We start from the raw sequence: 22,851 nt of genomic DNA, 5'->3' as shown, positions 1-22,851 counted from the left end.
AAGTTCTCCTTTCGTCACATGGCCCGGAAGATCGCCATGAACGGCTGGCTGACGCTCAGCGTCTCCGGACGTCCGCGCAGGCGCAGGCAGCCCTTGCCGCTGTCGTCGCGCTCCACCGAGGCGACCTGGCGCAGGTTGACGATGGTCGATCGGTGGATCTGCCGGAACGTTCGCGGATCGAGTTGCCTGAGAAGGTCGCGGATGGGGCGAGTGAGCAAGGCGTCGCCATCGCCCGTGGCGACCAGGGTGTACTTGTTGTCGGCGCGAAAATAGATCACGTCGTCGACGAGGATCAGCCGCGTGCCGCGCCCCGCGCTCGCGGTGATCCAGGTGAGGGGCTCGTCCGGCCTGTCGTCGAAGCGCTCGAGCATGTCGCGCGCCAGGCGCGAGGTGCGTTCGGCGTGCCGACCGGCCTCCGCCAGGCGGCCACGCAGGCGGGCGACGGTATGCGCCAGGCGCTCGGCCGTGACCGGCTTGAGCAGGTAATCGATGGCTCCGCGCTCGAACGCGTCCACCGCGTACTGGTCGTAGGCGGTGATGAATACCACCAGGGTCGACGGACTGGCGTCGGCCGCCGCGGCCGCCACTTCCATGCCGGTCAGTCCCGGCATGCGGATGTCGAGGAAGGCCACGTCGGGACGATGGCTGGCGATGGCTTCCAGTGCCGCGCCACCGTCCTCGGCCACTTCCACGATGTCCAGTTCCGGCCACGCCACGGCCAGCTCGCGTTGCAGTGCCGCGCTCAGCAGTCGTTCGTCTTCGGCCACGATGCACTTAGGCATGACCGGCTCCTTCGGTGGCCGGCAACGTGATCGTCGCGGCCACGCCATTCGGGAAATTGTTGCCGATGGTGAAGCTTGCCGCGCCACCATAGGTGAGGCGCAGGCGTTCGCGAAGGTTCTTCAGGCCGATGCCGGTACCCGCGCCGTCGCTGCGAAAGCCCATGCCGTCGTCGGCCACCGTGAGCGAAAGCGCGGAAGCGTCCACGCCGGCACGGATCCAGATGCCGCCACCGCCGGGCTTGGGTTCGAGACCGTGCTTGATCGCGTTTTCCACCAGCGTCTGCAGCATCATCGACGGCATCGGTACGCCCAGCGCCGCGGCCGGTACGTCGGTATGCACGATCAGCCGCTCGCCCATGCGCAGGCGCATGATCTCCAGCCACGCGGTCGAGCGCTCCAGTTCCTGGCCCAGGGTGGAGAGCGAGCCATCCACGCGCGGCAACGACCTGCGCAGGTAGTCGATCAGGTGACCCAGCATCTTGTCGGCGCGCGCCGGATCGGTGCGCACCAGTTCCTGCGCGCTGGCGAGCGTGTTGTAGAGGAAGTGCGGCTCGACCTGCGCCTGCAAAAGGCCGAGCTGGGCCGCCGTCAGCTCCTTTTCCATCGCCGTCTGGCGTACGTCGGCCCGCTCCCGGTTGCGTCGCCCGGCGAGCTTCTGCGCGATGGCGCGTACCAACGATTCGACGTATTCGAGCGAGGTGCCGGTATCGGGATTGAACCAGTCGGCCCAGGCGCCGATGTCGGGCTCGCAAACGAACATCACGCTGGACGAGCCGTCGGACGGTGTCAGGGTCGCGGTGACCTGGGTATGCCGGTCGAAGGACGCGAACCAGGCACGCCAGCGACGCCGCGACGCCTCCGTCCGCGGCAGGCGGACGGTGGCATGCAGTTGGAGGCTGCCCCGCCGGGCGACCACGTCGTGAACGTTGGGAAGCTCGCGCACCGCCTCTTCGACGAGTCCGAAGGCCTCGTCGGCACCGTAAGGCACTTCGACGCGCCTGCGCTGGCGGTTGGAAAGGGTTTCGGCATCCACGCGGCCGGCGATGGTGCGCACGCGATACAGGTGCGTGACGCCGCGGGCGAGCGAGGCGAGCAGGCCGACGAACCAGGCCATGCTGAATACCCACGGCAGGTCGCCACGATTCCAGCCGGTGACGTTCCACACGACCAGCAGCACGCACCAGGCGGCAAACCATGCCACGAGGATACGTCCTAGAAACTTGATGCTCGCCATGTTCCGCCCCTTCCGGCTTCGAATGCGGACGGAGCATACGACGCAGCTGCGGGGCCGGGCGGGGAATTCCGACGAAACGGCCCAGGAGCCGACGAAACGCGCGCTCCCCGACATGGCCGACCTGGGGTTTTTTCCTATCGCGCCGCAGCATGACGTGGGCGCCCTCATGCGCCATCCTCGACGGAACGACTCTCGCGGTGGGGACCGCACCAGTCACGACAAAGGGGTTATTGCATGGCCTTGCTGCTCGTCGTTTTTGCTGTCGTCGTTCTTGCTATCTATCTCGGCATCCAGCTTCTTCCGAAGCACCATCCGTCCAACTGGCTCCTCGGCATCGTCGGCGGCGCCTGCCTCGTGCTGGCCTGGTACGCGATCTTCCATCCCTTGCTGCTGGCCTCCGGCGGCGGCGATCCCTCGCTGCTGGCCCTGGGACTCACCGCCGCGGGCATCGTGTCGTGCGTGCTCGGCGTGGTCTGCCTGGGCGTGTCCACGTGGCGCGACCCGAGCCGGTTCTGGATGCTTCCGGTGGTGTTCATCGCGGTGATCGGCGCGACGCAGGTCAACGTGCTGTCCTGACGGTCATCGCACGACGCGAATCGTTTCGTCGCCGATCGTCACGACCTGCCCCGCGCGCACCTTGAAGGTCTTGCGCAGCTCCACCACGCCGTCGACCTTCACCAGCCCTTCGGCCACCAGGTGCTTGCCCTCGCCTCCGCTGCCGGCGATGCCGGTGAGCTTGAGCAGGATGTTGAGTTCGACGTAGTCGCCCTCGAGCTGGAATTCGTGCGACGACATGGCGATCCGGCGTGATGTGAAAGCCGCCATTAGACCGCAGACGGGCCGGTTCGAAAACCGGCCCGTCGCGCTTCACTGCCTCGGCACCACGCGGTCGAGGAAGCGATGGATCTCGGCACCGATCTCCGGCCCGTTCGATTCCAGGGCGAAGTGACCCGTGTCGTAGAAGCGCACCTCGGCCTTGGGGATGTCCCGCCTGAACGCGTCGGCCCCCGGCGGGAGGAAGAACGGATCGTTCTTGCCCCATGCCGCGAGCAGCGGCGGCTGGTACTTGCGGAAATAGGCCTGGAACTCCGGGTACTTCTTTATGTTGTTCGCGTAGTCGAGGAACAGGTCGAGCTGGATGTCGGCGTTGCCCGGCCGCGATACCTGCGAGTAGTCCAGCGCCCAGGTCTCCGGCGCCACGCGTTCCACGAGCGCCTCCGGCACGCCGTGCGTGTATTGCCATTTGATCGCTTCTTCCGACAGGAACGACCTCAGTGCTTCGCGATGGGCCGGCGTCGGCTCCTTCCAGTAGGTCTGGATGGGATTCCAGCCCTCGCTCAGGCCCTCCTCATAGGCATTGCCGTTCTGCGTGACGATGGCCGTGATCCGTTCCGGATGCGCCACGGCCAGGCGCCAGCCCACCGGCGCGCCGTAATCGAACACCTCCATGGCGTAACGCTTCAGGCCCAGGGTCTCGGTGAACGCTTCGATCGTCTGCGCAAGGCGGTCGAAGGTATAGGCGTAGTGCGCGCGATCCGGCGCTTCGGTGAGGCCGAATCCCGGCAGGTCGGGCGCGATGACGTGGTAGCGATCGGCCAGGAGCGGGATCAGGTTGCGATACATGAACGACGACGTGGGGAAGCCGTGGAGCAGCAACACGGTGGGCGCCTTCGGATCGCCCGCTTCGCGATAGAACACCTTGACCCCGTCCGCCGTCGCGTAGCGGTAATGCACTACCGGCTCGCCGGTCGTCGGCGCGGCCGGCGCGGGCGCGCAGACGGCGGTCATGGAAACGACGGCGCCTGCAAAGAGATTCTTGAGAAACATGGGCATGTCCTTCGAAAAGAGGATGAGTTGCCGCCGTAACCTGTAAAGCAGCAACTACATGGTTACATTGCCCATGTAACTAGTCAACATGTTTTTTAAGGGTTACTAGGATCCTCCATCCGAGGCCTCCCCACGCCCGGCGACAGCACGCTGGCGCGGTCGCCCCCCTCAGGACGGCACATCGTGTGGGGCACGGTGGTCCACCCTGCCCCATCCCGTCCTGGCAACGCCCGGTCGCGTCAGTCCACTTCGACGCGACGCACCTGCGCCAGCCAGTCCTCGAGGTTGTAATAGTTGGTGACGCGCGCGATGCGGCCGTTGCGCACCTCGAAGAACGCGCCGCCGGGCAACACGTAGCTCTGCCCCTGCGCCAGGGGCAGGCCATCGTCGGTGGCCTTGTATTCGCCATGCACCACGTACTCGGCGGCGGCGCGGTCGCCCGCCTCGTTGGCCATGACCACGACGTTCTTCAACGCTTCGCTGTAGCTCGTGTTCATGCGCTCCAGGAAGGCGGCGAAACGATCGCGGCCGGTTTCACGGCCGCCCTGGTTCACGTCGTGATGCACGTTCTCGTCGAGCAGGTCGAGCATGCCCTTCCAGTCGCCGCGATTGAAGGCGGCGTAGTAACGGCGGATCAGGTCGATCGTATCGTTCATCGGGATACTCAGTAGAGGATGACGGAACGGATGGACTTGCCCTCGTGCATGAGGTCGAAGGCGCGGTTGATGTCTTCCAGACCCATCGTGTACGTGATCATGGGGTCGATCTTGATCTCGCCGCCCATGTAACGCTCGACGTAACCCGGCAGTTCGCTGCGGCCTTTCACGCCGCCGAACGCGGAGCCACGCCAGACGCGGCCGGTCACCAGCTGGAACGGGCGAGTGCGGATTTCCTGGCCCGCGCCCGCCACGCCGATGATGATCGATTCGCCCCAGCCCTTGTGGCAGCACTCCAGCGCCGCGCGCATCACGTCGACGTTGCCGATGCACTCGAACGAGTAATCGACGCCGCCGTCGGTGAGATCGACGATCACCTGCTGGATCGGGGTATCGGGATAATCGCGCGGATTCACGAAATCGGTGGCGCCGAGCATCTTCGCCATCTCGAACTTCGCCGGGTTGGTGTCCACGCAGACGATACGCGAGGCCTTGGCCATCACCGCGCCCTGCACCACCGACAGGCCGATGCCGCCCATGCCGAACACGGCCACCGTCGCCCCCGGCTCGACCTTCGCCGTATTGAGCACCGCACCGATGCCCGTGGTGATGCCGCAGCCGAGCAGGCATACCTTGTCCAGCGGGGCATCCTTGTTGATCTTCGCCAGGGATATCTCCGGCAGGACGGTGTATTCGCTGAACGTGCTGGTGCCCATGTAGTGCAGCAGCGGCTTGCCGCCGATGGAGAAACGCGAGGTGCCGTCGGGCATCAGACCCTTGCCCTGGGTGACGCGGATCTTCTGGCAGAGGTTGGTCTTGCCCGAACGGCAGAATTTGCACTCGCCACACTCGGGCGTATAGAGCGGAATCACGTGGTCGCCGGGCTTGAGCGAGGTGACGCCCTCGCCCACCTCCTCCACGATGCCACCGCCCTCATGGCCCAGGATCACCGGGAAGGCTCCCTCCGAATCGTCACCGGACAGGGTGAACGCGTCGGTATGGCACACGCCCGTGGCCACGATCCGCACCAGCACCTCCCCGGCCTTGGGGCCCTGGACATCGACTTCCTCGATGGAGAGCGGCTTTCCTGCTTCCCAGGCGACGGCGGCACGAGACTTCATGGATGGTTTCCTCAGACGTTGGACCGGGGATTCTAGACCCTCCCCGACCCCGGGTTGAACGCCCGCCAACGGATGGGGTGGCGTCAAACGTCCGTTCGAGTTAAACTAGGGTTAACGAATCCGATCCGTTCGGCGAACGAAAGGCTCAGGCAAGGCACTCCGCAGATGCCGTGAAAGCATCGATCGGAAATTTCCTTGAACTTTTTGCTTACAACCGCTGTCCAACGATTTAATGCTTGGCGGCCCTTGTAAAGCCACAAGGTGCCCCTACTAAGGGTTCGTAGCTAAACTCGTTGGTTCAGAAATTCGGCCTATGGCCCGATGACGAAAGCCTAACGAACCCATTGTTCACAGAATCGAACGAACCGAGACGACAAACCGTCCAGGGGTTCACCGCCACGCCAGAGACCGGCGACGTGGCGACCGTTTTTTGAAGCATCCGGTCCTGACACAGACTGGGAGACACGACGATGAACGAACTGCGCAACGAATACGGCATCACCACTTTCGAATACTCGGCCGGCTACCGCGCCACCGAGGCGACCAACGGTCTCGACCTCTTCGGCGGCGAGATGGATGGTTACGACTGGCTCGGCGAAGTGGCCAGCCGCCTGAGTGGCGAATCGCTCTAAGCCATCGTCCACCTGTTGTCATGAAGAAGGCCCGCCATGAAGCGGGCCTTCTTTCGTCAGGACGCCTTGCGCGTCCTTGTCCGGGCTGCCTTTTTCGCCGCCGACTTTCGCCCGGCGGCACCCTTGGTACGGGCAGCCTTCTTCGCGGCCGCCGAACGGCTGGCCGCCGTGCGCTTGGACGCGCTCTTCCGCGCTTGGGTCGCAAGGGCCCGCTTGGATGCGGCGGCATGCCCTTCACGCTTGAGCGCGGACGTCGAGGCACGCGAACGCGTGGCCGACTTGGCTGTGGACTTGCTCGCGGCCTTCCTCGCTGTCTTGGTCGCCGGGCGCTTACGCGCGCTGGTTTTCTTGGCCGCCGTACCCGACGACCGCCGGGAAGCGGCGGTGTCCTGGGCGGCTTTTTTCTTCGTCGCCTTGCTGGCCGTCTTCGACGGCTTGGCCTTCACGCCCGCGCGCCTCGCCTTGGACAGCCCGATGGCGATGGCCTGCTTCGCCGAGCGAGCACCATGCTTGCCCTCACGGACGTGCTCGATCTCTTCCCTCACGAATTCGCCGGCCTGGGTGGAGGCCGATTTTCCTTCCCGTTTGTCCTTGCGTGCCCTGGCAGTGGTTTTCTTCTCAGGCATGTTGGGTCCTCCGGCAGGAGTGGATCAGGGAATGCGTATGGCGAGTGCTTCGGGCATCTCGCCGGGCGACGGCCGCCCTTCGCCCTCGGGGTCATCGGGGTGCGGTGGCGTTTCCTGGGGAGGCTGTTTGCGCGGGCCCGGTCCGGGCGTCTCGGGAGACGGATCGACCGGAATCTCTTCCGGTATATGCCTCGGCTTGCCGGGTATCTCCGGCGAAGGTGTGGTGTGCATCGCGCAAGAGCCCTCGTGTCGTCGCCGAATGAGATTGCGCGGACGATCGTGATGCCCGCGTGGGCGCCACGTCATACCAATCCGAACACCTGCACGACAAGCCACGCGTTGGCGGCGGAAATCACCACGAAGAGAAACCACGCGGCCAGCGACGTGACACGGCTGTTGGCGAACCCGCCCATCAGGCCGCGGTCGTCGGTGAAGCGGATCAGCGGATACATGGCGAACGGCAACTGGATGCTCAGCACCACCTGGCTGGCGACCAGCAATTCGCCGATCGCCCGATCGCCCAGCGTCACCACGCCGATGAAGGCGGGGACGATCGCCAGCCCACGGGTGATCAGGCGTCGCTGCCAGCATGGAATCTTCAGCCGAAGGAACCCGTCCATGATCACCTGCCCGGCGATGGTGCCGGTAAAGGTGGAGCTTTGACCGGAGGCGAACAGGCCGATGGCGAAGGCGATGGCGGCCACGGTCGTGCCCGCGATCGGTGCCAGCAGCTGGTAGGCGTCGCCGATGTCGGCCACGTCGTTGCGCCCCGTGCCGTGGAACGCCGACGCGGCAACGACCAGGATCGACGCGTTGATGAGCAGCGCCAGGCCCAGAGAGCCGATGGTGTCCACGCGCGTTAGCCGGATGGCCGCGAGCTTTCCGGCCTCCCCCGACACCGATCGGGTCTGCACGATGGACGAATGCAGGTAGAGGTTGTGCGGCATGATCGTGGCGCCGAGGATGCCGATGGCCAGATAGAGCGGCTCGGTGGACGACAGCGCATGCAGCGACGGCACGAAGCCCGCGGCCACCGCGCCCCAGTCGGGCCCGAGCAGGAACAACTGCACGACGAAACAGATGCCGACGGTGCCCACCAGGCCGAGGATGATGGCTTCGACGCGCCGGAATCCCCTGCCCTGCAGGCCCAGCACCAGGAACGTATCGAGTGCGGTGAGCGCCACGCCGACGGGTAGCGACACGCCGAACAGCAACTTGAAGGCCAGCGCGCTGCCCAGCACTTCGGCCAGGTCGCAGGAAATGATCGAAATCTCGGCCAGCACCCATTGCACGCGTCCCACCGCCTTCGGATAGCGCTCGCTCGACAGTCGCGCGAGATCCTTGCCGGTGGCGATGCCCAGCCGTGCCGCCAGGCATTGCAACACGATGGCGGCCAGGCTCGAAAGCAGCACCACGAAGAGCAGGCGGTAGCCGAAACGCGAGCCGGCCTCGATGTCGGTGGCCCAGTTGCCGGGGTCCATGTAGCCCACGGAGACGAGCAGGCCCGGACCGGCGAATCGCAGGGCCTTCTTCCACCAGGGAAGATTTGCCGCGACCACGATCGAACCAGCCACCTCGGACGGGCAGAACGGCGCCGTGGCCGTTTTGGGAAGGGGAAACATGTCGTCCATCGTAACGAAAGAACACCGTGTGGCGCATGCACGTCGTGACGACGCGGGATGGACGCGTCGCGTAGCAGGTTCGTGGTTTGCCAAGGAGAACCGCCATGACACTCAAAGCCCTCGGCCTGAACTGCACCCTCACCCGCTCACCCAAGCCCTCGTCTACGCAGAAGCTGCTCGACCAGTTGCTGGAATCGTTGCGTAACCATGGGGTAGAGGTCGACGCCCAGCGCGTGGTCGATCTCGACATCAAGCCCGGGGTGAGCCACGACGAGGGTCCCGGCGACGAATGGCCTGGCCTGCGCCGACGTCTCATGGAGGCGGACATTCTGGCCATCGCCACGCCCATCTGGCTGGGCCAGCCCTCGAGCATCGCCAAGCGCGTGCTCGAACGCATGGATGCGATCCTCGGCGACATCGGCGAGGACGGGCGCTATCCCACCTCGGGCAAGGTCGCCGTGGTCGCGGTCGTGGGCAACGAGGATGGCGCGCACCACGTCAGCGCGGAGATCTACCAGGCGCTGGCCGACCTGGGTTTCACCATCCCCGCCGGCAGCCCGGTGTACTGGGTCGGCGAAGCCATGGGCTCGACCGACTACGTCGACCTGGAGCGGACGCCCGATGCCGTCACCCGTAGCCTGCGCACCCTCTCGACCAACGCCGCCCATCTGGCCGGCGTGCTGAAGGCGTCGAATTATCCCGCCCCGAAGTGAAAGCCGTCCCACGCGCGCTTCACGGGCCGCTTATGCCTCCGCGCGGTACACCCATGCCACTGCGAACGGCGCAGTGCCACAGGAAACCACCATGGACAAGAATCGTACCGAAGGCACGAAACACGAGATCAAGGGTGCCATGAAGGAAGCCGCCGGCAAGATCACCGGCAACCACGCCAAGCAGGCGGCCGGCAACATCGAAAAGAACGCCGGCAAGGTGCAGAAGGAAGTCGGCAAGGCCGCCGACGAGTCGCGCAAGGATCGTCATCACTGACGGATCTACGGCATGCTCCCCCGGCGCGGGCGCCCTTGCGGCGCCCGCGCGTCGTTCGGTCAACGCTTACGTACAACCTCGCACGAGGAAGATGAGGATCAGCACGGGAATCGGCACGCCGAGAATCCACAACAGTACGTAGCCGATACCCCCCTTCTGGCCTCGCGGGGCGGGAATATGTTCGTCGCTCATGGGACATCCTCCTCGTGTCGTCCGGCCCAACGCTCACAGCAAACGCGTGGATTGGACGTGAGAATCCCGCCATCGGCCTCTTCGCAACGACATCGTCGCGGCGCATCGTGCATTATGGCGCCGGGAACCCGAGGAACGTCCACGCCTCCATGTCGCGCACCGCCGATCCGTTCGATTTCCTCCCCCGCGACTCGCCCGCCGCCGACGAGGTCCGCGCGTTCGACTGGTCGACCTCGGCCATCGGCCCGCCCGACCGGTGGCCGTTGGCGTTGCGGGCGATGCTTTCCACCGTGTTCCACACGCCGCGACCGATGTTCGTCGCGGCAGGGCGCGGCCGCGTCCTCTTCTTCAACGACAGCTTTCGTCCCATGCTGGGGCCCCGCCTGGCGGGCGCCTCGGGCAAGGCCATCGCCGAACTGTGGACCGACGTCCACTCCGACGCGGCGGCGCACGTCGAACGCGCGTTTTCCGGCGAAAGCTCGGTACACCGTGACATGCCCCTGCGGCTGGCCCGCCACGGCTTCGCCGAAGAAACCTGGTGGACGTTCTCGTACATGCCGCTGCGCGACGAGCACGGCACCATCATCGGCATCCACGCGGTCACCCACGAAACCACGCGAGCCGTGCGCTCGTCCATGGCGCTGCGCGAACTCAACACGTCGCTGGAACGCGAGATCGACCTGCGCACGCGCGAACGCGACCAGATATGGGGCATCTCGCGCGACCTCTACGTGGTGTCGACGCGCGACGGCCACTATCGCAACGTGAATCCGGCGTGGCGGCACGAGATGGGCTACGACACGAGCGAGCTGGTGGGCACCGGGTTCGAGGAACTGGTCCATCCCGACGACGTCGATCGCGCCCGCGACGCCATCACCCAGCTCATGGACGGCGACGTGGTGGTCGACCTCGAACTGCGCGTGCGCGCGAAGAGCGGCGACTACGTCTGGTTCGCGTGGACCTGCGTGCCCGACGGCGATGTCGTCTACGCCATGGGACGCAATACGCAGCGGCGCCGCGACATGGAAGACCAGCTGCGGCACGCGCAGAAGCTCGAAGCGATCGGCCGCCTCACCGGCGGCATCGCGCACGATTTCAACAATATCCTCGGCGGCATCGGCGGTGCCATCGAAGTGGTGAGCGATCGTCTCGACAGCGGACGCCTCGACGGAACACGCCGCCTGCTGGACGCCGCCGGCGGTGCGGTGAAACGGGCGGCGGGGCTCACCCATCGCCTGCTGGCCTACTCGCGACAGCAGGCGCTGTCGCTCTCGGACGTCGACGCCAACGCCATCGTACGCGGTCTCGACCTGCTGCTGCGCCCCCTGCTCGGCGAACGGCTCGAACTGAACCTGCGCATGCAGCCCGACCTGTGGCGCACGCTGTCCGACGCCAGCCAATTGGAAAGCGCCGTGCTCAACCTCGCGATCAACGCGCGCGATGCGATGCCCCAGGGAGGCACGCTCACCATCCGCACGCACAACGCGCCATCGAGCGACATCGGCTCGGGCCGCGCCGACTACGTCGTCATCTCGGTGACCGATACCGGCACCGGCATGTCGCGCGCCGTCATCGAGAAAGCGTTCGACCCCTTCTTCACCACCAAGGCGATCGGCCAGGGCACCGGCCTGGGGCTGTCGATGGTGGACGGATTCGCACGACAGACCGGCGGTCGCGCGGTGATCGAATCGGCGCCCGGCAAGGGCACCACGGTGAGCCTCTGGCTACCGCGCCACATCGGCGAGACCGACACGCAGCACGCCCATGTCGCGGACATGAAGCATCCCGGCCAGGGTGAACACCTGTTGCTCGTCGAGGACGAACACATGCTGCGCTCGCTCGCGCGCGAGGTGCTCGAAGAGGCAGGCTACGTGGTGAGTGCCTGCGAAGACGCCCACGAGGCGCTCGGCGTGCTGCGCGGCGAGAACCCGCCGGACCTGCTGGTGACCGACATCGGCCTGCCCGGCATGGACGGCCGGCAACTTCTGCTCAGCGCACGCGAGACGCGGCCCGATCTGCCGGTTCTCTTCATCACCGGCTACGCGTGGGAGGCCTTCGCGGATTCTCCCCGCCTTCCCGAGCGAGCGAACCTGTTGACCAAGCCTTTTTCGGTACGCGCGCTGGTCGACGCGGTGGCGGAGCTGCTCGACGCGACGCGACGCTGACGCCCCGTTGACGGTACTCCCGGACACTGGGCGAAAGGCCACCACGGAGGGCCCGATCATGAACCGTACGCGCTATTACGCCTTGCTCGCGCTGATCGCCGCGCTGGTGGCCATTTTCATCGTCGGCGCGATCCGCAAGGGCGGCCCCGCCGGGGACATCCCCGACGACGGCCATCGCGCGCCGGCCGCCTCGCGGCCGACCGAGCGATGATCAGGCCGGCTCGGCTTCCGCCTCGTCGCGTGCGCCTTCCACGGCGGCGCGCCGCATCGCCCTGAGGAAATCGGTGCCGTAGCGCATCACGAACGGAGCCACGTGCACGGGGACGTAGCCGTCGGGCAGGCTGCTGTTGGTCACCGGCGCGTCGCCGGGGTCGGGGCGCGTCATGCGTGGCGCTCCCGGCAACGAACGTGGGTCGAACGGAACAACGTGAATCGACGTGCCATGGCCTGTGCGGCCCCCTATCGGTATTCCCCCAGGGGCCTTTACTAAGGGAAAAAAACGGCCGCGTCAATATTCGGCGCAGGGCATCCATCGGCCGATCTCCCATGAACCCATGCGGCATTTGCGCACAGTCGCCCGACATCGCCCGTCGGGGCGTCGCCTTCGACCTAAAATCGACACCGCGCAGGCAGCACCGCACGGAGGTTCAGACATGCACCACGCCCGGCCAACTCCATCGCTCCGCAAGCCCCGTTCCCCCGGGATCGCCTGCAGCGCGTCGTGCCGGCACGCATCGTCCTGCGAGGCCACGCGCGGGGGCGATCCGGCCCTGCTCGACGTGCGCAGCGTGGTGGAACGCGTGGGCCCGTTTTCCGACGGCGATCGGCTGGTGCAGCCGGGCGCGCCTCACCTCGCCGCCTTCTCGGTGCTTTCGGGCATGGCCAAGACGATGCATGGCGAACGCGTGGTGGCCTTTCACCTGCCTGGCGAACTGTTCGCGCTGGGCGTTTCGCGCACGCACGTGCACGACGCCTCCGTGGTGGCGATAGGCAAGACGTGGTTCTGTCGCTTTCCCCGCGACGCGACGCACGCTTTGTGCTGCGAAAGCGAAGACATCGCGCGGCATCTGAACGTGCTGCGCCGGCGCGAACATCGCGCCACGAACGCATCCACCTTCGAGGGTGACGCCCTGCGGCGCGTTCGTGGCTTTCTCGCGGACCTTTTCCGGCGGCACCGCGCCATCGAAAAAGAAAACTGCTTCCTCGCCCTGCCCATGATGCGCGAAGACATCGGCAATCATCTCGGCATGAGCGCGGCGGCGGTGACGCGCATGCTGGCGAGGCTACGCGACGCCGGTACGTTGATCATTCGGCCCGGCGGCGTCGACATACTCGACGAGGCAGCGCTCCGCGCTCCTTAACGCCTCACGTTTCGCCCTCGCCCGGATCGAACCCTTCGCGCTCCTTCATCAGCTGACGAGCCGCGGCGATTCCCAGGCGCATGCCTTCCTCGCACGCGTCCGCCTCGTTGTCGTGCAACGTGACGCACAGCTTTTCCTTCAACTCCTCGCCGTCTTCGCTGATGACGTACTTGCCTCGCCAGCGGCCGGGCTTGGCAACGTAACAACTACCTTCGACGTCGAAGTAACCGATTTTTCGATGGGACATGGACAAGGCGACCCTCCTTTGGCCGCCATCGTCGGCCAAGAAGGGTCAAGGCGGTGTGCATCCGCCGCCGTCAGTGCAATTGCGAAATAGGTCGCTTGGCGCTGGATTCGAATTCGCGCCAGATCCCGTCGGCGCCTTCCACGCTCACCAGTACCTGGGTGCCGTGCTGCGCGCCGACCAGCTTCGACTGCTGTATGGCGTAAGCGATGGCTTCGACCCGGCTGGAAAAGTTTTCCGTGGGCACGCAGTTCACCTGCACGTGCCACAGGCCCGCGATATCGGGTTTGAACGGAATGTCGTAGATGACCAGGGCCATGGACCTGCGAAGCGACGGCGCGGGGATACAGAGCGTATTCCCTTGCCGGTTGGGTCACAACGTAAGGCGGCACGACGAAAGGTTCACGCCGCCGTCACGTCGTCAGCGCGGCGCGTCGAACGAGCCGGGGCTCGCGTCGGATGCACGCCACTCGGGACGACGCTCCCTCGTCGCGTCGAGCAGGCCCTGGCGCACGCCTTCGAGATCGCGATCGGCGGTGTAAACCGGCGTGCCCGGTTGCTGGCGCCACGACTCCGCCAGCGTTCCCGCGTCCACGCCGTCGAAGCCCAGCGCGTCGACGAGCCGGAGCACCTTCGCCTTGGCATTGGGATCGTCGCCGGCGACGGGGAGCGCTATCCGCGTATCCGCCGTGGAGGGCCGTCCGAGTTTGCCCAGATGCTCGGCGTAGATGTTGTTGAACGCCTTGATGACGGGGCGACCCAACTGGTCGGATACCCACTGGCTCTCCGGCACGCCGTCCTCGATCGAAGCGATGCGGCCGTCGCGTTGGCGCGGATAATAGTTGCCCGTATCGACCACCACCGTATCGTCAGGCACGCCTTCGAAAAGATCGGACGGCAGGTCGGGGATGCGCGATTCGGGAATGGTGACGATCACCACTTCACCTCCTCGAGCCGCCTCATGGGCGGTGACCGCGACGGCCCCGGTCTCGCGCTCGAGCTGGGATAGCGTTTCGGGGCCGCGCGAATTGGCGATGAGCACGTCGTGGCCCACTTCACGGAACCGCCTTGCCAGTACGGACCCGATATTTCCTGCGCCGATGATGCCTATTTTCATGCGGGGAACTCCGCCTCGGGGAAAGCATCCATCTTGCCCGAACCACGTGAACAGGGGGCGAGCGGCCGGTGATCGCCCCCGTACCCGCGCCACCGCACTTGGATAGACTTTGCCGATGAACCCGCCCCGCCGCTCCCTCCTCCTGACGCTATGCCTGGCTTTGGCATCCACCCCCTTGGCCGCGCAGACGGCCCCTCCGCCCCCCCTCCCCGCCTCGGCGGCCAGCGCCCCCCTGCTGGAAGCGGTGACGGTCAGCGGCGAGCAGCCCGGCCCAGGGCTCTGGAAGGTCACGCGCGGCGACCACACCCTGCTGATCCTCGGCACGCTCTCGCCCATTCCGCGCGACGTCACCTGGAAAACCGATCAGATCGAGGATGCCCTGGCCCACGCCGGTGAGCTGATCCTGCCGCCGAAGGTCGAGATCAAGCCCAATGTCGGCTTCTTTGGCCGGCTTGCCCTGCTGCCCTCCCTGATCGGCGTGCGCAACGCGCCCGACGGCGCCACGTTGCAGGAGGCCGTGCCCGCCGACGTGTACCAACGATGGCTCGCGGTGAAGGCGCGCTATATCGGCGACGAACGCAAGGTCGAACGCTACCGCCCGATCTTCGCGGCGGTGGAGCTCTACAAGCAGGCCGTGAAAAAGGCGGGCCTGCGCAAGTCGGGCGACATCACGCGCACGGTGATCGACCTGGCGGCCCGGCACGGGGTCAAACAGGTACCGGTACCCTACACGTTGCTGGTCGACGACCCGCGCTCGGTGGTGAAGGAGTTCAAGCGCTCGACCCTCGACGATGTCTCGTGCTTTACCCAAAGCGTCGACAACATCGATGCCCAGCTCGCCGACATGACCCGTCGCGCCAACGCCTGGGCCACGGGCGACATCGACGGCCTGCGCGACGATCGCCGCGCGAAGCAGCTTCGCACCTGCCTGGATGCCATCACCGAGGGCGGCGCGGCGCAGCGCGCGGGCATCGCCGACGTGCCTCGCGAAGTGCGCACGCGCTGGCTCGCCGCGGTCGACGACGCCATGGCGTCCACCCCGCAGAGCGTGGCCATCGTGCCTATCGACGATCTCCTGGGCGACGACGGTTATCTCGCCGCGCTCAAGGCCAAGGGCTACACGGTGGAATCCCCCGACGGCGACTAGCAGGCGCGCAATGCGCTGTTCGCTTCGCGAATGGCGTTTTCGAGCTGATGGGCGCTGTATGGCTTGCGCACCGTCGGCGCGCGATATCGGGTGGGAATGTCGACCGGTATGACACCGGTCGCGAGCACATAGGGAATGCCGCGCCGCTTGAGTTCGTCCAGGGCCGGATAGGCCATCACGCCCTGCAGGTCGAGGTCGACCACGGCGACGTCGAACCGCTCCACGTGGGCGACGCGAATGGCTTCCTCGATGCACCCCGCGCACGCCGCCACGTCGTAACCCAGGCGCTCGACGAGCAAGTCGGAAAGCGCGGAGGCGAGCCCCGCGTGGTCTTCGAATACGATGGCGCGGGGCACCGCGGCAGTGGTGTTGCTCATGGTTTCCTCGGGCGAAAAGCCGGGCAGGACTCCCTGGAACCGAACCTACTACCGAATTTGCATGGTGAACATAGACCAGTAGACAGATCCACGGCCTTTGCCGGATTCGTTCTTCACGAATGCGAAATCGCGAGGACGATTGGCTCGATTGAAAAACGAATTCGTCATTTATTGCCGGGGATGGCGTCGTCCGGCTCGACGATGAAGGGCGGTGCGCCACCGTCGGTTCGACCGTCACGGCCATGATCGTCACCCGCGCGCGCGATGCGCTGGGCCATGCGCGCGCCATCGCGGCGCAGGGAGTCGCCCGGCGGACTGGCTTCGGCGCTCGACAGCAGGGCGGCCTGGGCCTGTTTCAGGCGCACCACGCCGAGGTTGTAGAGCGCGCGGGCATGACGCGGATCCAGCTGCACGGCCCGGTCGTAGGCGGTAACCGCGGCATCGGACTGCTGCAGGCGGAAACGGGCGTTGCCGAGGCGATACCACGCATCGGCATCGTCGGGCAGCGCTCCGACGACCGCCTCGTAGAGCTTCGCGGCGCGGGCGATGTCGCCCGAGGCATAAGCGCGGTCGGCATCGGCCCGCTCCGTGGCTACGTCCGCCGGTGCCGGCACCGCCGGCGGCAAGGTGCCCTGGGATGCGCATCCGGCAAGCCACGCCATCCCCGCTACCGCCGACCATCGAGCCCATCCCATCGCCATGGCGGCACTCCCTCGAAGAACAAGGGGACGACATTGCCGCGCCGGGCGTGGGTACGTCAATCGGCGAAAGAGCCGATGGCACACCGTGGCCTTATCGGCCGATTCAGATCAGGTCCGCGTCCTTCAGCGCCTTGCGGATCCGCCCCATCGCGATGTCCATCAGTTTCCCCCGCGCGTAGGTCCGCCAGGCCAGCCAGGTAAGGATCTTGTCCGTCCAGTTCTTCGTGCCGACGCGATACAGGGCCTGCAGCCGATCGCGCAGGGGTTTTTCCAGCGTGCCCGGATCGAACGCGCCCTTGGGCCACTCGGGCGCCATCTCTTCGCGGTCGGCCGGATGACAGGCCTCGAGAAGCGGGATCACCGGCGCGTAGGTCACGCCGTCGCGCTGCCTGAGGTAACAGGCCAGCGCCGGATCGCGAGCCCATCCCGCCACGAGGGGATTGTCCACCGGCACCACGAAATGCTCGGCGAGGAACCACTGGCAATTGCGCCGGCCGAGCAGGAAATCGTGACGGCGATACGCCTTGCTGAAGAAACCCGCGAAGCCGCCCAATCCGCCGGCCGCCAGCGCCTTGCCGCCGACGAAGGCATTCCCGTCGGCCGCGTGGCGCGTGGGCGCGATGAGAAACCGGCTGTACACGCTGTCGTCCATCGCCAGGGCCACTTCCTCCGGCTTGAAGCGGGCCTGCTGCTTCCACGACGAAAACAGCGCCGTCATCGATTCGACGATGTTGATCCGGCTCGCATCGGCCGGTCCGAGCTCGTCCGGTTCGGGAAACGGATCGATCATGACCACGATGCGGTTCACCTCGTTGCCCAGGCGCGGATTGCGGCCGAGCGATCCAGCCAACTCCGTGCGCGCCAGTTCGAACGGCTCGTTGTCCATCGCGCCGCCATCGACGCCCACGAAGCGGTAGCCCGCCCCGTGATCGGACGGCGCCCGCTCGGCCGGCGCGACCGAGACCATGCGCACCTGCCCGTGCGCGTCGGGCACGGCCACGCTGCGCTGCGCGTAATCGCTCCAGCGCCGTTCGATCTCGCGATAGCGCAATCCTCCCGGGAAAGCCGCCGAGGCGAGCGCGGCCTCGCGCATGGCGTTCCACGCGCGGTCCGGCATCCGCCTGGGAAAACCCACGTAGAGGTCGTCGGGGTATTCCCAGGCGCGGTCATAGGCGCCGTTACCCGTATCCACCGCGAAACGCAGGTAGTCCGCATGCGCCACCATGTGATGCGCGGCGCTCGGCGTGGAACCCGCGAACGGCACCTTGTAGGGCACGCCGCGCAGGTTGGTCACGGTATAGATGCATTTGAAGGGGCTGGCGACGTAAGGACGCGTCATCGCCGGCGCGTCGAAACGCATCACCCGTTCGGCGATGCGATCGAGTTCGTTCGAATCGAGCAACGACACCAGCGATGCGTCGGGCCCCTCCAGGTCGCCGGTGCGCAACAACCCCTCGATGTCCAGACGTTCCACCCAGGTGTCGTAGAAGGGATTGTCCGCCGGCGACGCCGTGGACGCATGCACGTGGGGAAACGCATGCGGCAGCGCCAGCGACGATATCAGGCCGTTGACGCTGCCGGCCGATGCGCCGGAGATCACTCTCAGCAACACGTCGTGGTCGGGCACTTTCTCCTTGCGGTCGCGAGCCGCGTACCAGCGCTCCAGCGCCTCGTAGAGGAAATCCAGCACGCCCGCGGCGTAGGCCCCGCCGGATACGGCGCCGGCCAGGGCGAGGCCGAGCTCGAACGTGCCGGGCCGGCAGGGAGGCGTCTTCTCGGGCCGGGCCAAGGGAAGTTCGGTGTCGGTCATGTGGCCACCTCGCGCGGAAAAAACGTGAGATAGCACGGGACGGGGTGGTCATACCGCGGCGCATGCCACATCATCGGCGCATCGCACGAAAAGGATGCACCATGTCTCCCGATCCCACCGCCCCGCCGATGCCGGAAACGCCCGACCGCGTGGTGGCCTTCTGGCGCGATGCGGGTTACACGCGCTGGTTCGGCAGCGACGATCGGTTCGATCGCGTATTCCGCGAGCATTTCCTCGGCGCGCACATGGCCGCGGCCCGACGCGAACTCGACGCGTGGCTGGACGATGCGCAAGGCTGCCTGGCGTTGGTCCTGCTGCTCGACCAGTTTCCGCGCAACGCCTTCCGCGGCACGGCGCACATGTACGCCACCGATCCGCTGGCCCGCTTCGTCGCCCGCCACATGATCGAACGCGGCTTCGACGCGATGGTCGATCGCGACATGCGCACGTTCTGCTACCTGCCCTTCGAGCACTCCGAAGACATGGCCGACCAGCGCACGTCGTTGGCGCTGATCGAACCGCTGGGCGAACCGTACGTCGGTTATGCGAAAGTGCATTTCGACATCGTCGAACGATTCCACCGCTTCCCCCACCGCAACCGCGAGCTCGGTCGCGAGACCACGCCGGACGAACAGGCGTTCCTCGATGGCGGCGGCTTTTCAGGATAACTCCATGAGCGAAGAGATCACCTGGGCCGACTTCGAGAAAGTGCAACTCGTGGCCGGCACCGTCACCCGTGTCGAACCCTTCCCCGAAGCGCGACGCCCCGCGTACAAGCTCTGGGTCGACTTCGGCCCCCACGGCGAGCGCAAGACCAGCGCGCAGGTCACCGGCGTCTACCGGCCCGAAGACCTGGTGGGCAAGCAGATCGTCGGCGTCATCAACTTTCCGGAGAAGCAGGTGGGGCCTTTCCGCTCGCAGTTCCTCCTGACGGGCTTCCATACCGACGAGGGCGTGGTGGTGACCACCGTGGAGCGCCCGGTACCCAACGGCAGCCGCCTCGCCTGATAGCATCGCAACGACCTTCCGGCGAGGAAAGACACCGATGAACGAGAAAATCCAGGGTATCGATCCGAGCGTGCCGCCCAGCGGCACCGGCTGCGTGGAGTGCCTGGCCAGCGATAGCTGGTGGCTTCACCTGCGCCGTTGCGCGCAGTGCGGGCATATCGGCTGCTGCGACGATTCGCTGAACAAGCACGCGACGAAGCATTTCGAAGCCACCGGGCATGCCGTCATCCAGAGCTTCGAACCGGGCGAAGACTGGTTCTATAACTACGTGACCGAAGCGGTGTTCGAAGGGCCCGTGCTCGCCCCGCCGCACAGCCATCCCGACGACCAGCCCGTGCCCGGCCCCGAGGGAAAGGTACCCAGGCGCTGGCAGCGCCTCCTGTCGTAGGCGTCAGTTCGCCTTCGCCAGCGCGACGCTTTGCATGAGCCGCTCGGGCGGTACCGGCGGACCGAGCAGGTAGCCCTGCAACGCATCGCAGCCCAGGCGCGTGAGCATGGCTTGCTGTTCGGGCGTCTCGACGCCCTCGGCCACGATGTTGAGGCCGAGCGTCTTGCCCAGCGCGACGATGGCCGACACGATGGCCTCGTCGTCGTTGCCCTTGGTCAGCTCGGTGACGAAGCCGCGGTCGATCTTCAATTCGTCGGCAGGCAATTGCTTGAGATAGAGCAGGCTCGAATACCCGGTACCGAAGTCGTCGATGGCGATGCCCACGCCGAGGTCCGCCACCTGGTTGAGGATGGCCAGGCTCGCCTCCGCGTCGCGCATCGCCGTGGACTCGGTCACTTCCAGCACGAGGTGACGGCCTTCGAGCCCGTGGTGTCCGAGCGCCGTGCGCACCACCTCGATGAGCCCCGGATGGGAGAGCTGCACCGTGGACAGGTTCACGGCGACCGTCCACGTGGCGTGTCCTTCGTCGAGCCAGGCACGCATCTGGCGGCAGGCTTCGTCGATCACCCAGTTGCCGATCGGCACGATGAGTCCCGTACGCTCGGCGACGGGCAGGAAGCCGTCCGGCGCGACCATGCCATGACCTGGGCGGTTCCAGCGCAACAATGCCTCGACGCCGACCATCGGCCCTTCCGGCGAAATCATCTTCGGCTGGTAATGCAGCACGAACTCCTTGCGGTCGATGGCGCGTCGCAGGTCCTGCTGGAGCATCAACTGAAGGTGCACGTTCGCGTTCATCGCGCTTTCGAAGAAACGGTAGCCGTTACGCCCCTGCTCTTTCGCGTGGTACATCGCCGCATCGGCATTCACCAGAAGGTCGTGTTCGACCAGCCCGTTTTCCGGGAACAAGGCGATGCCGATGCTGACCGACACGTGCATCGACGTACCGTGGATCACGTACGGGGCACCCAGTTCCTCCACGAGCCGCTGGGCCGCTTCGGCGGCCTCTTCCGGGCGAGTCACGTCCATGACCATCACGAATTCGTCGCCGCCGAGACGGGCCACGGTGTCTTCGTCGCGCGCACCGTCCTGGATGCGCCGCGCGACGTCCCTAAGCAACAAATCGCCGGCATGGTGACCGAACACGTCGTTCACGGCCTTGAAGCCGTCCAGGTCCATGAACAGCACGGCGAAGGCCCCTCGCCCACGCGTCGCCTTATGGATGGCCTGTTCGATGCGATCGCCCAGCAACATGCGGTTCGGCAACCGGGTGAGGTTGTCGTGCAACGCCAACTGCATCAGCTCGCTGTTGGCCTTGTCGAGCGATTTGGCGAGCATGTTGGCGCGCACGTCGAGCATGGACACCACGAGGGCTACCGCGAGCACGGCCACGGTCACGCCGATCACCACCACCGCGAGCCATCGCGTCTCGATACCGGTGAAGGCGGCGCCGCAGAAACTGCCGACGGGAAAGCGCGCCGCCGCCATGCCGGTGTAATGCATGCCGACGATGGCGCAGCCCATCACCAGCGAAGCGACCAGCCGCGCGAGCATCACGCGCTCGCCGTCGCTGCGCAGACGGAAAGCAATCCACAAAGCCGCGCCGGAGGCCAGCACCGCAATGACCACCGAGGCGGTGAACGGCACCACGTCGTACGACACCTCAGGGGTCATCCGCATCGCGGCCATGCCGGTGTAGTGCATTGCCGCGATGCCGGCGCCCATCAGAACGGCGCCGATGCCGAGGCGCGACCAAGGCAGCTCTTTCTGGAACACCAGCCACAACGCGAAGGCCGACGACACGACCGCGATCACCAGGGAGAGCAAGGTCAGGTCGAGGTCGTAACCCAGCGCGATGGGTAAACGGAAGGCCAGCATGCCGATGAAGTGCATCGACCAGATGCCGAAACCCATGGCGAACGAGCCGCCCGCCAGCCAGAGCCCCGCCGCCACGCCACGGGCATGGGCCAACCGCGCCGCCATGGTCAGCGCCGTATACGAAGCCAGCACCGCCACGAGCAACGACACCACCACCAGCGACGTGCTGTAGGTACCGGGAAGCGACGGAAACGCCGCATCGAAGAGAATGTTGGGCACGTGGTCCGGGCCTGCAGGATGAGTGCCGGCGGTCGATCGGTGCCCGGCTGTCCGAGCATTATCGGCAACGACACGAATTTCTTGAAACACCTTGAAATCCGGATGGAAAGCACATTCCGGAATCCTGCTTCCGGGCACAAAAAAACCCGCTTTCGCGGGTTGTTTTGCGATCCGGTTGAGGCTGTCCGGATCTGTGTTGGTGCCCAAGGGGGGACTCGAACCCCCACGACCTAAGCCGCTACCACCTCAAGGTAGTGCGTCTACCAATTCCGCCACCTGGGCATAACTCTGAAACTGTGGTGTTGCCTTACCTCTTGGCCGGTTCGGCAGGCGCCTTCGGGGCGTTCTGCGTCGCGGCCGGAACCTCGTTGTTTGCCGCCGGCGCCGTAGCGGCCGGGACATCGCCGCCGGCCGGGGCCTTCGGCACGTCCGTCGCCGGGGCGACCGGAGCGTTGTTGGCGGGAGCGGCCGGCGTGACCGCACCGGACATGACGCCAAGATCCGCAGCCGGCTGGGGGGTGCCCGAATGGCTGAGGTAGATACCCATTCCCAGGCTAAGCACGAAGAACAGTGCCGCCAGGATCGCGGTGGCGCGAGTCATGAAGCTCGACGAACCACGCGCACCGAACACCGTGGCCGAAGCACCGCCACCGAATCCGGAACCTGCATCCGCACCGGCGCCGCGCTGCATGAGAATCAGCACGATCATCGCCGCGGCGATCAGGATATAAAAAACGCTGAAGAGAATGAACATGTC

General features: G+C 66.1%; 29 protein-coding genes and 1 tRNA gene. 11 read left to right on the top strand and 19 right to left on the bottom strand.

The features are described 5' to 3' along the window. Positions 1-14: 14 nt before the first annotated feature. Entirely contained in the window at positions 15-782 is a 768-nt protein-coding gene (locus tag L2Y94_RS08650; protein WP_247374353.1) for a LytR/AlgR family response regulator transcription factor, read from the bottom strand. Next, complete coding sequence (locus tag L2Y94_RS08645; RefSeq protein WP_247374351.1) at positions 775-2,016, bottom strand: sensor histidine kinase; 1,242 nt, start codon at positions 2,014-2,016, stop codon at positions 775-777. Before L2Y94_RS08645 ends, L2Y94_RS08650 begins: the two co-directional genes overlap by 8 nt. 234 nt (positions 2,017-2,250) lie before the next feature. Between L2Y94_RS08645 and L2Y94_RS08640 the strand changes: the two genes are divergently transcribed. Beyond that, entirely contained in the window at positions 2,251-2,592 is a 342-nt protein-coding gene (locus L2Y94_RS08640; protein WP_247374350.1) for a hypothetical protein, read from the top strand. Positions 2,593-2,595: 3 nt separating this feature from the next. Here the strand turns inward: L2Y94_RS08640 and L2Y94_RS08635 are convergent, their stop codons facing one another. The 4 genes from L2Y94_RS08635 to L2Y94_RS08620 all read right to left on the bottom strand — a co-directional run bounded on the left by L2Y94_RS08635 (position 2,596) and on the right by L2Y94_RS08620 (position 5,620). Continuing rightward, entirely contained in the window at positions 2,596-2,811 is a 216-nt protein-coding gene (locus L2Y94_RS08635; RefSeq protein WP_247374348.1) for an RNA-binding S4 domain-containing protein, read from the bottom strand. A gap of 72 nt (positions 2,812-2,883) precedes the next feature. Next, the gene (locus L2Y94_RS08630) at positions 2,884-3,843 is read right to left on the bottom strand and encodes an alpha/beta fold hydrolase (RefSeq protein ID WP_247374347.1); all 960 of its coding nucleotides are present in this window, start codon (positions 3,841-3,843) and stop codon (positions 2,884-2,886) included. Between the two features lie 239 nt (positions 3,844-4,082). Beyond that, positions 4,083-4,499 carry a ketosteroid isomerase-related protein gene (locus L2Y94_RS08625; protein WP_247374346.1) on the bottom strand — a complete coding sequence of 139 codons (417 nt, stop codon included), beginning with the start codon at positions 4,497-4,499 and terminating at the stop codon, positions 4,083-4,085. Positions 4,500-4,507: 8 nt separating this feature from the next. After that, entirely contained in the window at positions 4,508-5,620 is a 1,113-nt protein-coding gene (locus L2Y94_RS08620) for an S-(hydroxymethyl)glutathione dehydrogenase/class III alcohol dehydrogenase (protein ID WP_247374345.1), read from the bottom strand. Positions 5,621-6,090: 470 nt separating this feature from the next. Here L2Y94_RS08620 and L2Y94_RS08615 point away from each other — a divergent pair, with 470 nt between their 5' ends. Further along, positions 6,091-6,252 carry a hypothetical protein gene (locus L2Y94_RS08615; RefSeq protein ID WP_247374344.1) on the top strand — a complete coding sequence of 54 codons (162 nt, stop codon included), beginning with the start codon at positions 6,091-6,093 and terminating at the stop codon, positions 6,250-6,252. Between the two features lie 56 nt (positions 6,253-6,308). Here the strand turns inward: L2Y94_RS08615 and L2Y94_RS08610 are convergent, their stop codons facing one another. Both L2Y94_RS08610 and L2Y94_RS08605 read right to left on the bottom strand, forming a co-directional pair. Next, on the bottom strand, positions 6,309-6,878 hold the full coding sequence (locus L2Y94_RS08610) for a DNA-binding protein (RefSeq protein WP_247374343.1): 570 nt from the start codon (positions 6,876-6,878) through the stop codon (positions 6,309-6,311). Between the two features lie 302 nt (positions 6,879-7,180). Continuing rightward, positions 7,181-8,500 (bottom strand): Nramp family divalent metal transporter, encoded by a 1,320-nt coding sequence (locus tag L2Y94_RS08605; protein WP_247374342.1) that lies wholly within the window; start codon positions 8,498-8,500, stop codon positions 7,181-7,183. 104 nt (positions 8,501-8,604) lie between these two features. Between L2Y94_RS08605 and L2Y94_RS08600 the strand changes: the two genes are divergently transcribed. After that, positions 8,605-9,213 (top strand): flavodoxin family protein, encoded by a 609-nt coding sequence (locus tag L2Y94_RS08600; RefSeq protein WP_247374341.1) that lies wholly within the window; start codon positions 8,605-8,607, stop codon positions 9,211-9,213. A 91-nt stretch (positions 9,214-9,304) separates the two neighbouring features. Then, the gene (locus tag L2Y94_RS08595) at positions 9,305-9,487 is read left to right on the top strand and encodes a CsbD family protein (protein WP_247374340.1); all 183 of its coding nucleotides are present in this window, start codon (positions 9,305-9,307) and stop codon (positions 9,485-9,487) included. Between the two features lie 66 nt (positions 9,488-9,553). Here the strand turns inward: L2Y94_RS08595 and L2Y94_RS21260 are convergent, their stop codons facing one another. Next, complete coding sequence (locus L2Y94_RS21260) at positions 9,554-9,679, bottom strand: hypothetical protein (RefSeq protein WP_256452168.1); 126 nt, start codon at positions 9,677-9,679, stop codon at positions 9,554-9,556. A gap of 149 nt (positions 9,680-9,828) precedes the next feature. On the opposite strand from L2Y94_RS21260, the gene L2Y94_RS08590 reads away from it, so the two are divergent. Both L2Y94_RS08590 and L2Y94_RS08585 read left to right on the top strand, forming a co-directional pair. Beyond that, positions 9,829-11,844: a hybrid sensor histidine kinase/response regulator gene (locus tag L2Y94_RS08590; protein ID WP_247374339.1), complete on the top strand. Its 2,016-nt coding sequence runs from the start codon at positions 9,829-9,831 to the stop codon at positions 11,842-11,844. 58 nt (positions 11,845-11,902) lie between these two features. After that, a complete protein-coding gene (locus L2Y94_RS08585) occupies positions 11,903-12,055 on the top strand; it encodes a hypothetical protein (protein ID WP_247374338.1) in 153 nt (50 codons plus the stop codon). Here L2Y94_RS08585 and L2Y94_RS08580 read toward each other — a convergent pair whose 3' ends face one another. Continuing rightward, entirely contained in the window at positions 12,056-12,229 is a 174-nt protein-coding gene (locus tag L2Y94_RS08580) for a hypothetical protein (protein ID WP_247374337.1), read from the bottom strand. It lies immediately after the preceding gene. A gap of 268 nt (positions 12,230-12,497) precedes the next feature. Between L2Y94_RS08580 and L2Y94_RS08575 the strand changes: the two genes are divergently transcribed. Continuing rightward, positions 12,498-13,205 (top strand): Crp/Fnr family transcriptional regulator, encoded by a 708-nt coding sequence (locus L2Y94_RS08575; RefSeq protein ID WP_247374335.1) that lies wholly within the window; start codon positions 12,498-12,500, stop codon positions 13,203-13,205. Between the two features lie 4 nt (positions 13,206-13,209). Here the strand turns inward: L2Y94_RS08575 and L2Y94_RS08570 are convergent, their stop codons facing one another. The 3 genes from L2Y94_RS08570 to L2Y94_RS08560 all read right to left on the bottom strand — a co-directional run bounded on the left by L2Y94_RS08570 (position 13,210) and on the right by L2Y94_RS08560 (position 14,566). Then, positions 13,210-13,452, bottom strand: a complete 243-nt coding sequence (locus tag L2Y94_RS08570; RefSeq protein WP_247374333.1) for a hypothetical protein — start codon at positions 13,450-13,452, stop codon at positions 13,210-13,212. A gap of 70 nt (positions 13,453-13,522) precedes the next feature. After that, complete coding sequence (locus L2Y94_RS08565; protein WP_247374332.1) at positions 13,523-13,768, bottom strand: hypothetical protein; 246 nt, start codon at positions 13,766-13,768, stop codon at positions 13,523-13,525. A 102-nt stretch (positions 13,769-13,870) separates the two neighbouring features. Continuing rightward, complete coding sequence (locus L2Y94_RS08560) at positions 13,871-14,566, bottom strand: NADPH-dependent F420 reductase (protein ID WP_247374330.1); 696 nt, start codon at positions 14,564-14,566, stop codon at positions 13,871-13,873. Positions 14,567-14,681: 115 nt separating this feature from the next. Between L2Y94_RS08560 and L2Y94_RS08555 the strand changes: the two genes are divergently transcribed. After that, positions 14,682-15,713, top strand: a complete 1,032-nt coding sequence (locus L2Y94_RS08555; RefSeq protein ID WP_247374328.1) for a TraB/GumN family protein — start codon at positions 14,682-14,684, stop codon at positions 15,711-15,713. Here the strand turns inward: L2Y94_RS08555 and L2Y94_RS08550 are convergent. From L2Y94_RS08550 to L2Y94_RS08540, 3 genes are all read right to left on the bottom strand, one after another. Next, on the bottom strand, positions 15,710-16,090 hold the full coding sequence (locus tag L2Y94_RS08550) for a response regulator (RefSeq protein WP_247374326.1): 381 nt from the start codon (positions 16,088-16,090) through the stop codon (positions 15,710-15,712). The two genes, L2Y94_RS08555 and L2Y94_RS08550, sit on opposite strands and share 4 nt — an antisense overlap. 164 nt (positions 16,091-16,254) lie before the next feature. Continuing rightward, on the bottom strand, positions 16,255-16,791 hold the full coding sequence (locus L2Y94_RS08545) for a tetratricopeptide repeat protein (RefSeq protein WP_247374325.1): 537 nt from the start codon (positions 16,789-16,791) through the stop codon (positions 16,255-16,257). A gap of 103 nt (positions 16,792-16,894) precedes the next feature. Further along, positions 16,895-18,601 (bottom strand): patatin-like phospholipase family protein, encoded by a 1,707-nt coding sequence (locus L2Y94_RS08540; RefSeq protein ID WP_247374323.1) that lies wholly within the window; start codon positions 18,599-18,601, stop codon positions 16,895-16,897. A gap of 128 nt (positions 18,602-18,729) precedes the next feature. Here L2Y94_RS08540 and L2Y94_RS08535 point away from each other — a divergent pair, with 128 nt between their 5' ends. The 3 genes from L2Y94_RS08535 to L2Y94_RS08525 are packed head-to-tail and all read left to right on the top strand — an operon-like array spanning position 18,730 to position 19,997. After that, on the top strand, positions 18,730-19,269 hold the full coding sequence (locus L2Y94_RS08535) for a DUF924 family protein (RefSeq protein WP_247375178.1): 540 nt from the start codon (positions 18,730-18,732) through the stop codon (positions 19,267-19,269). A 4-nt stretch (positions 19,270-19,273) separates the two neighbouring features. Beyond that, the gene (locus L2Y94_RS08530; protein WP_247374321.1) at positions 19,274-19,609 is read left to right on the top strand and encodes a tRNA-binding protein; all 336 of its coding nucleotides are present in this window, start codon (positions 19,274-19,276) and stop codon (positions 19,607-19,609) included. Positions 19,610-19,646: 37 nt separating this feature from the next. After that, positions 19,647-19,997 (top strand): UBP-type zinc finger domain-containing protein, encoded by a 351-nt coding sequence (locus L2Y94_RS08525; protein WP_247374320.1) that lies wholly within the window; start codon positions 19,647-19,649, stop codon positions 19,995-19,997. Positions 19,998-20,000: 3 nt separating this feature from the next. On the opposite strand, the gene L2Y94_RS08520 is transcribed toward L2Y94_RS08525, so the two are convergent. From L2Y94_RS08520 to secG, 3 genes are all read right to left on the bottom strand, one after another. After that, a complete protein-coding gene (locus L2Y94_RS08520; protein WP_247374319.1) occupies positions 20,001-22,094 on the bottom strand; it encodes a putative bifunctional diguanylate cyclase/phosphodiesterase in 2,094 nt (697 codons plus the stop codon). A gap of 197 nt (positions 22,095-22,291) precedes the next feature. Then, a tRNA-Leu gene (locus tag L2Y94_RS08515) sits at positions 22,292-22,376 on the bottom strand. A gap of 25 nt (positions 22,377-22,401) precedes the next feature. Further along, entirely contained in the window at positions 22,402-22,848 is a 447-nt protein-coding gene (secG, locus tag L2Y94_RS08510) for a preprotein translocase subunit SecG (protein WP_247374318.1), read from the bottom strand. Positions 22,849-22,851: the final 3 nt, after the last annotated feature.

This window comes from Luteibacter aegosomatis, assembly GCF_023078455.1.
GTDB lineage: Bacteria > Pseudomonadota > Gammaproteobacteria > Xanthomonadales > Rhodanobacteraceae > Luteibacter > Luteibacter aegosomatis.
This window is presented reverse-complemented; position numbering and strand designations above follow the sequence as displayed.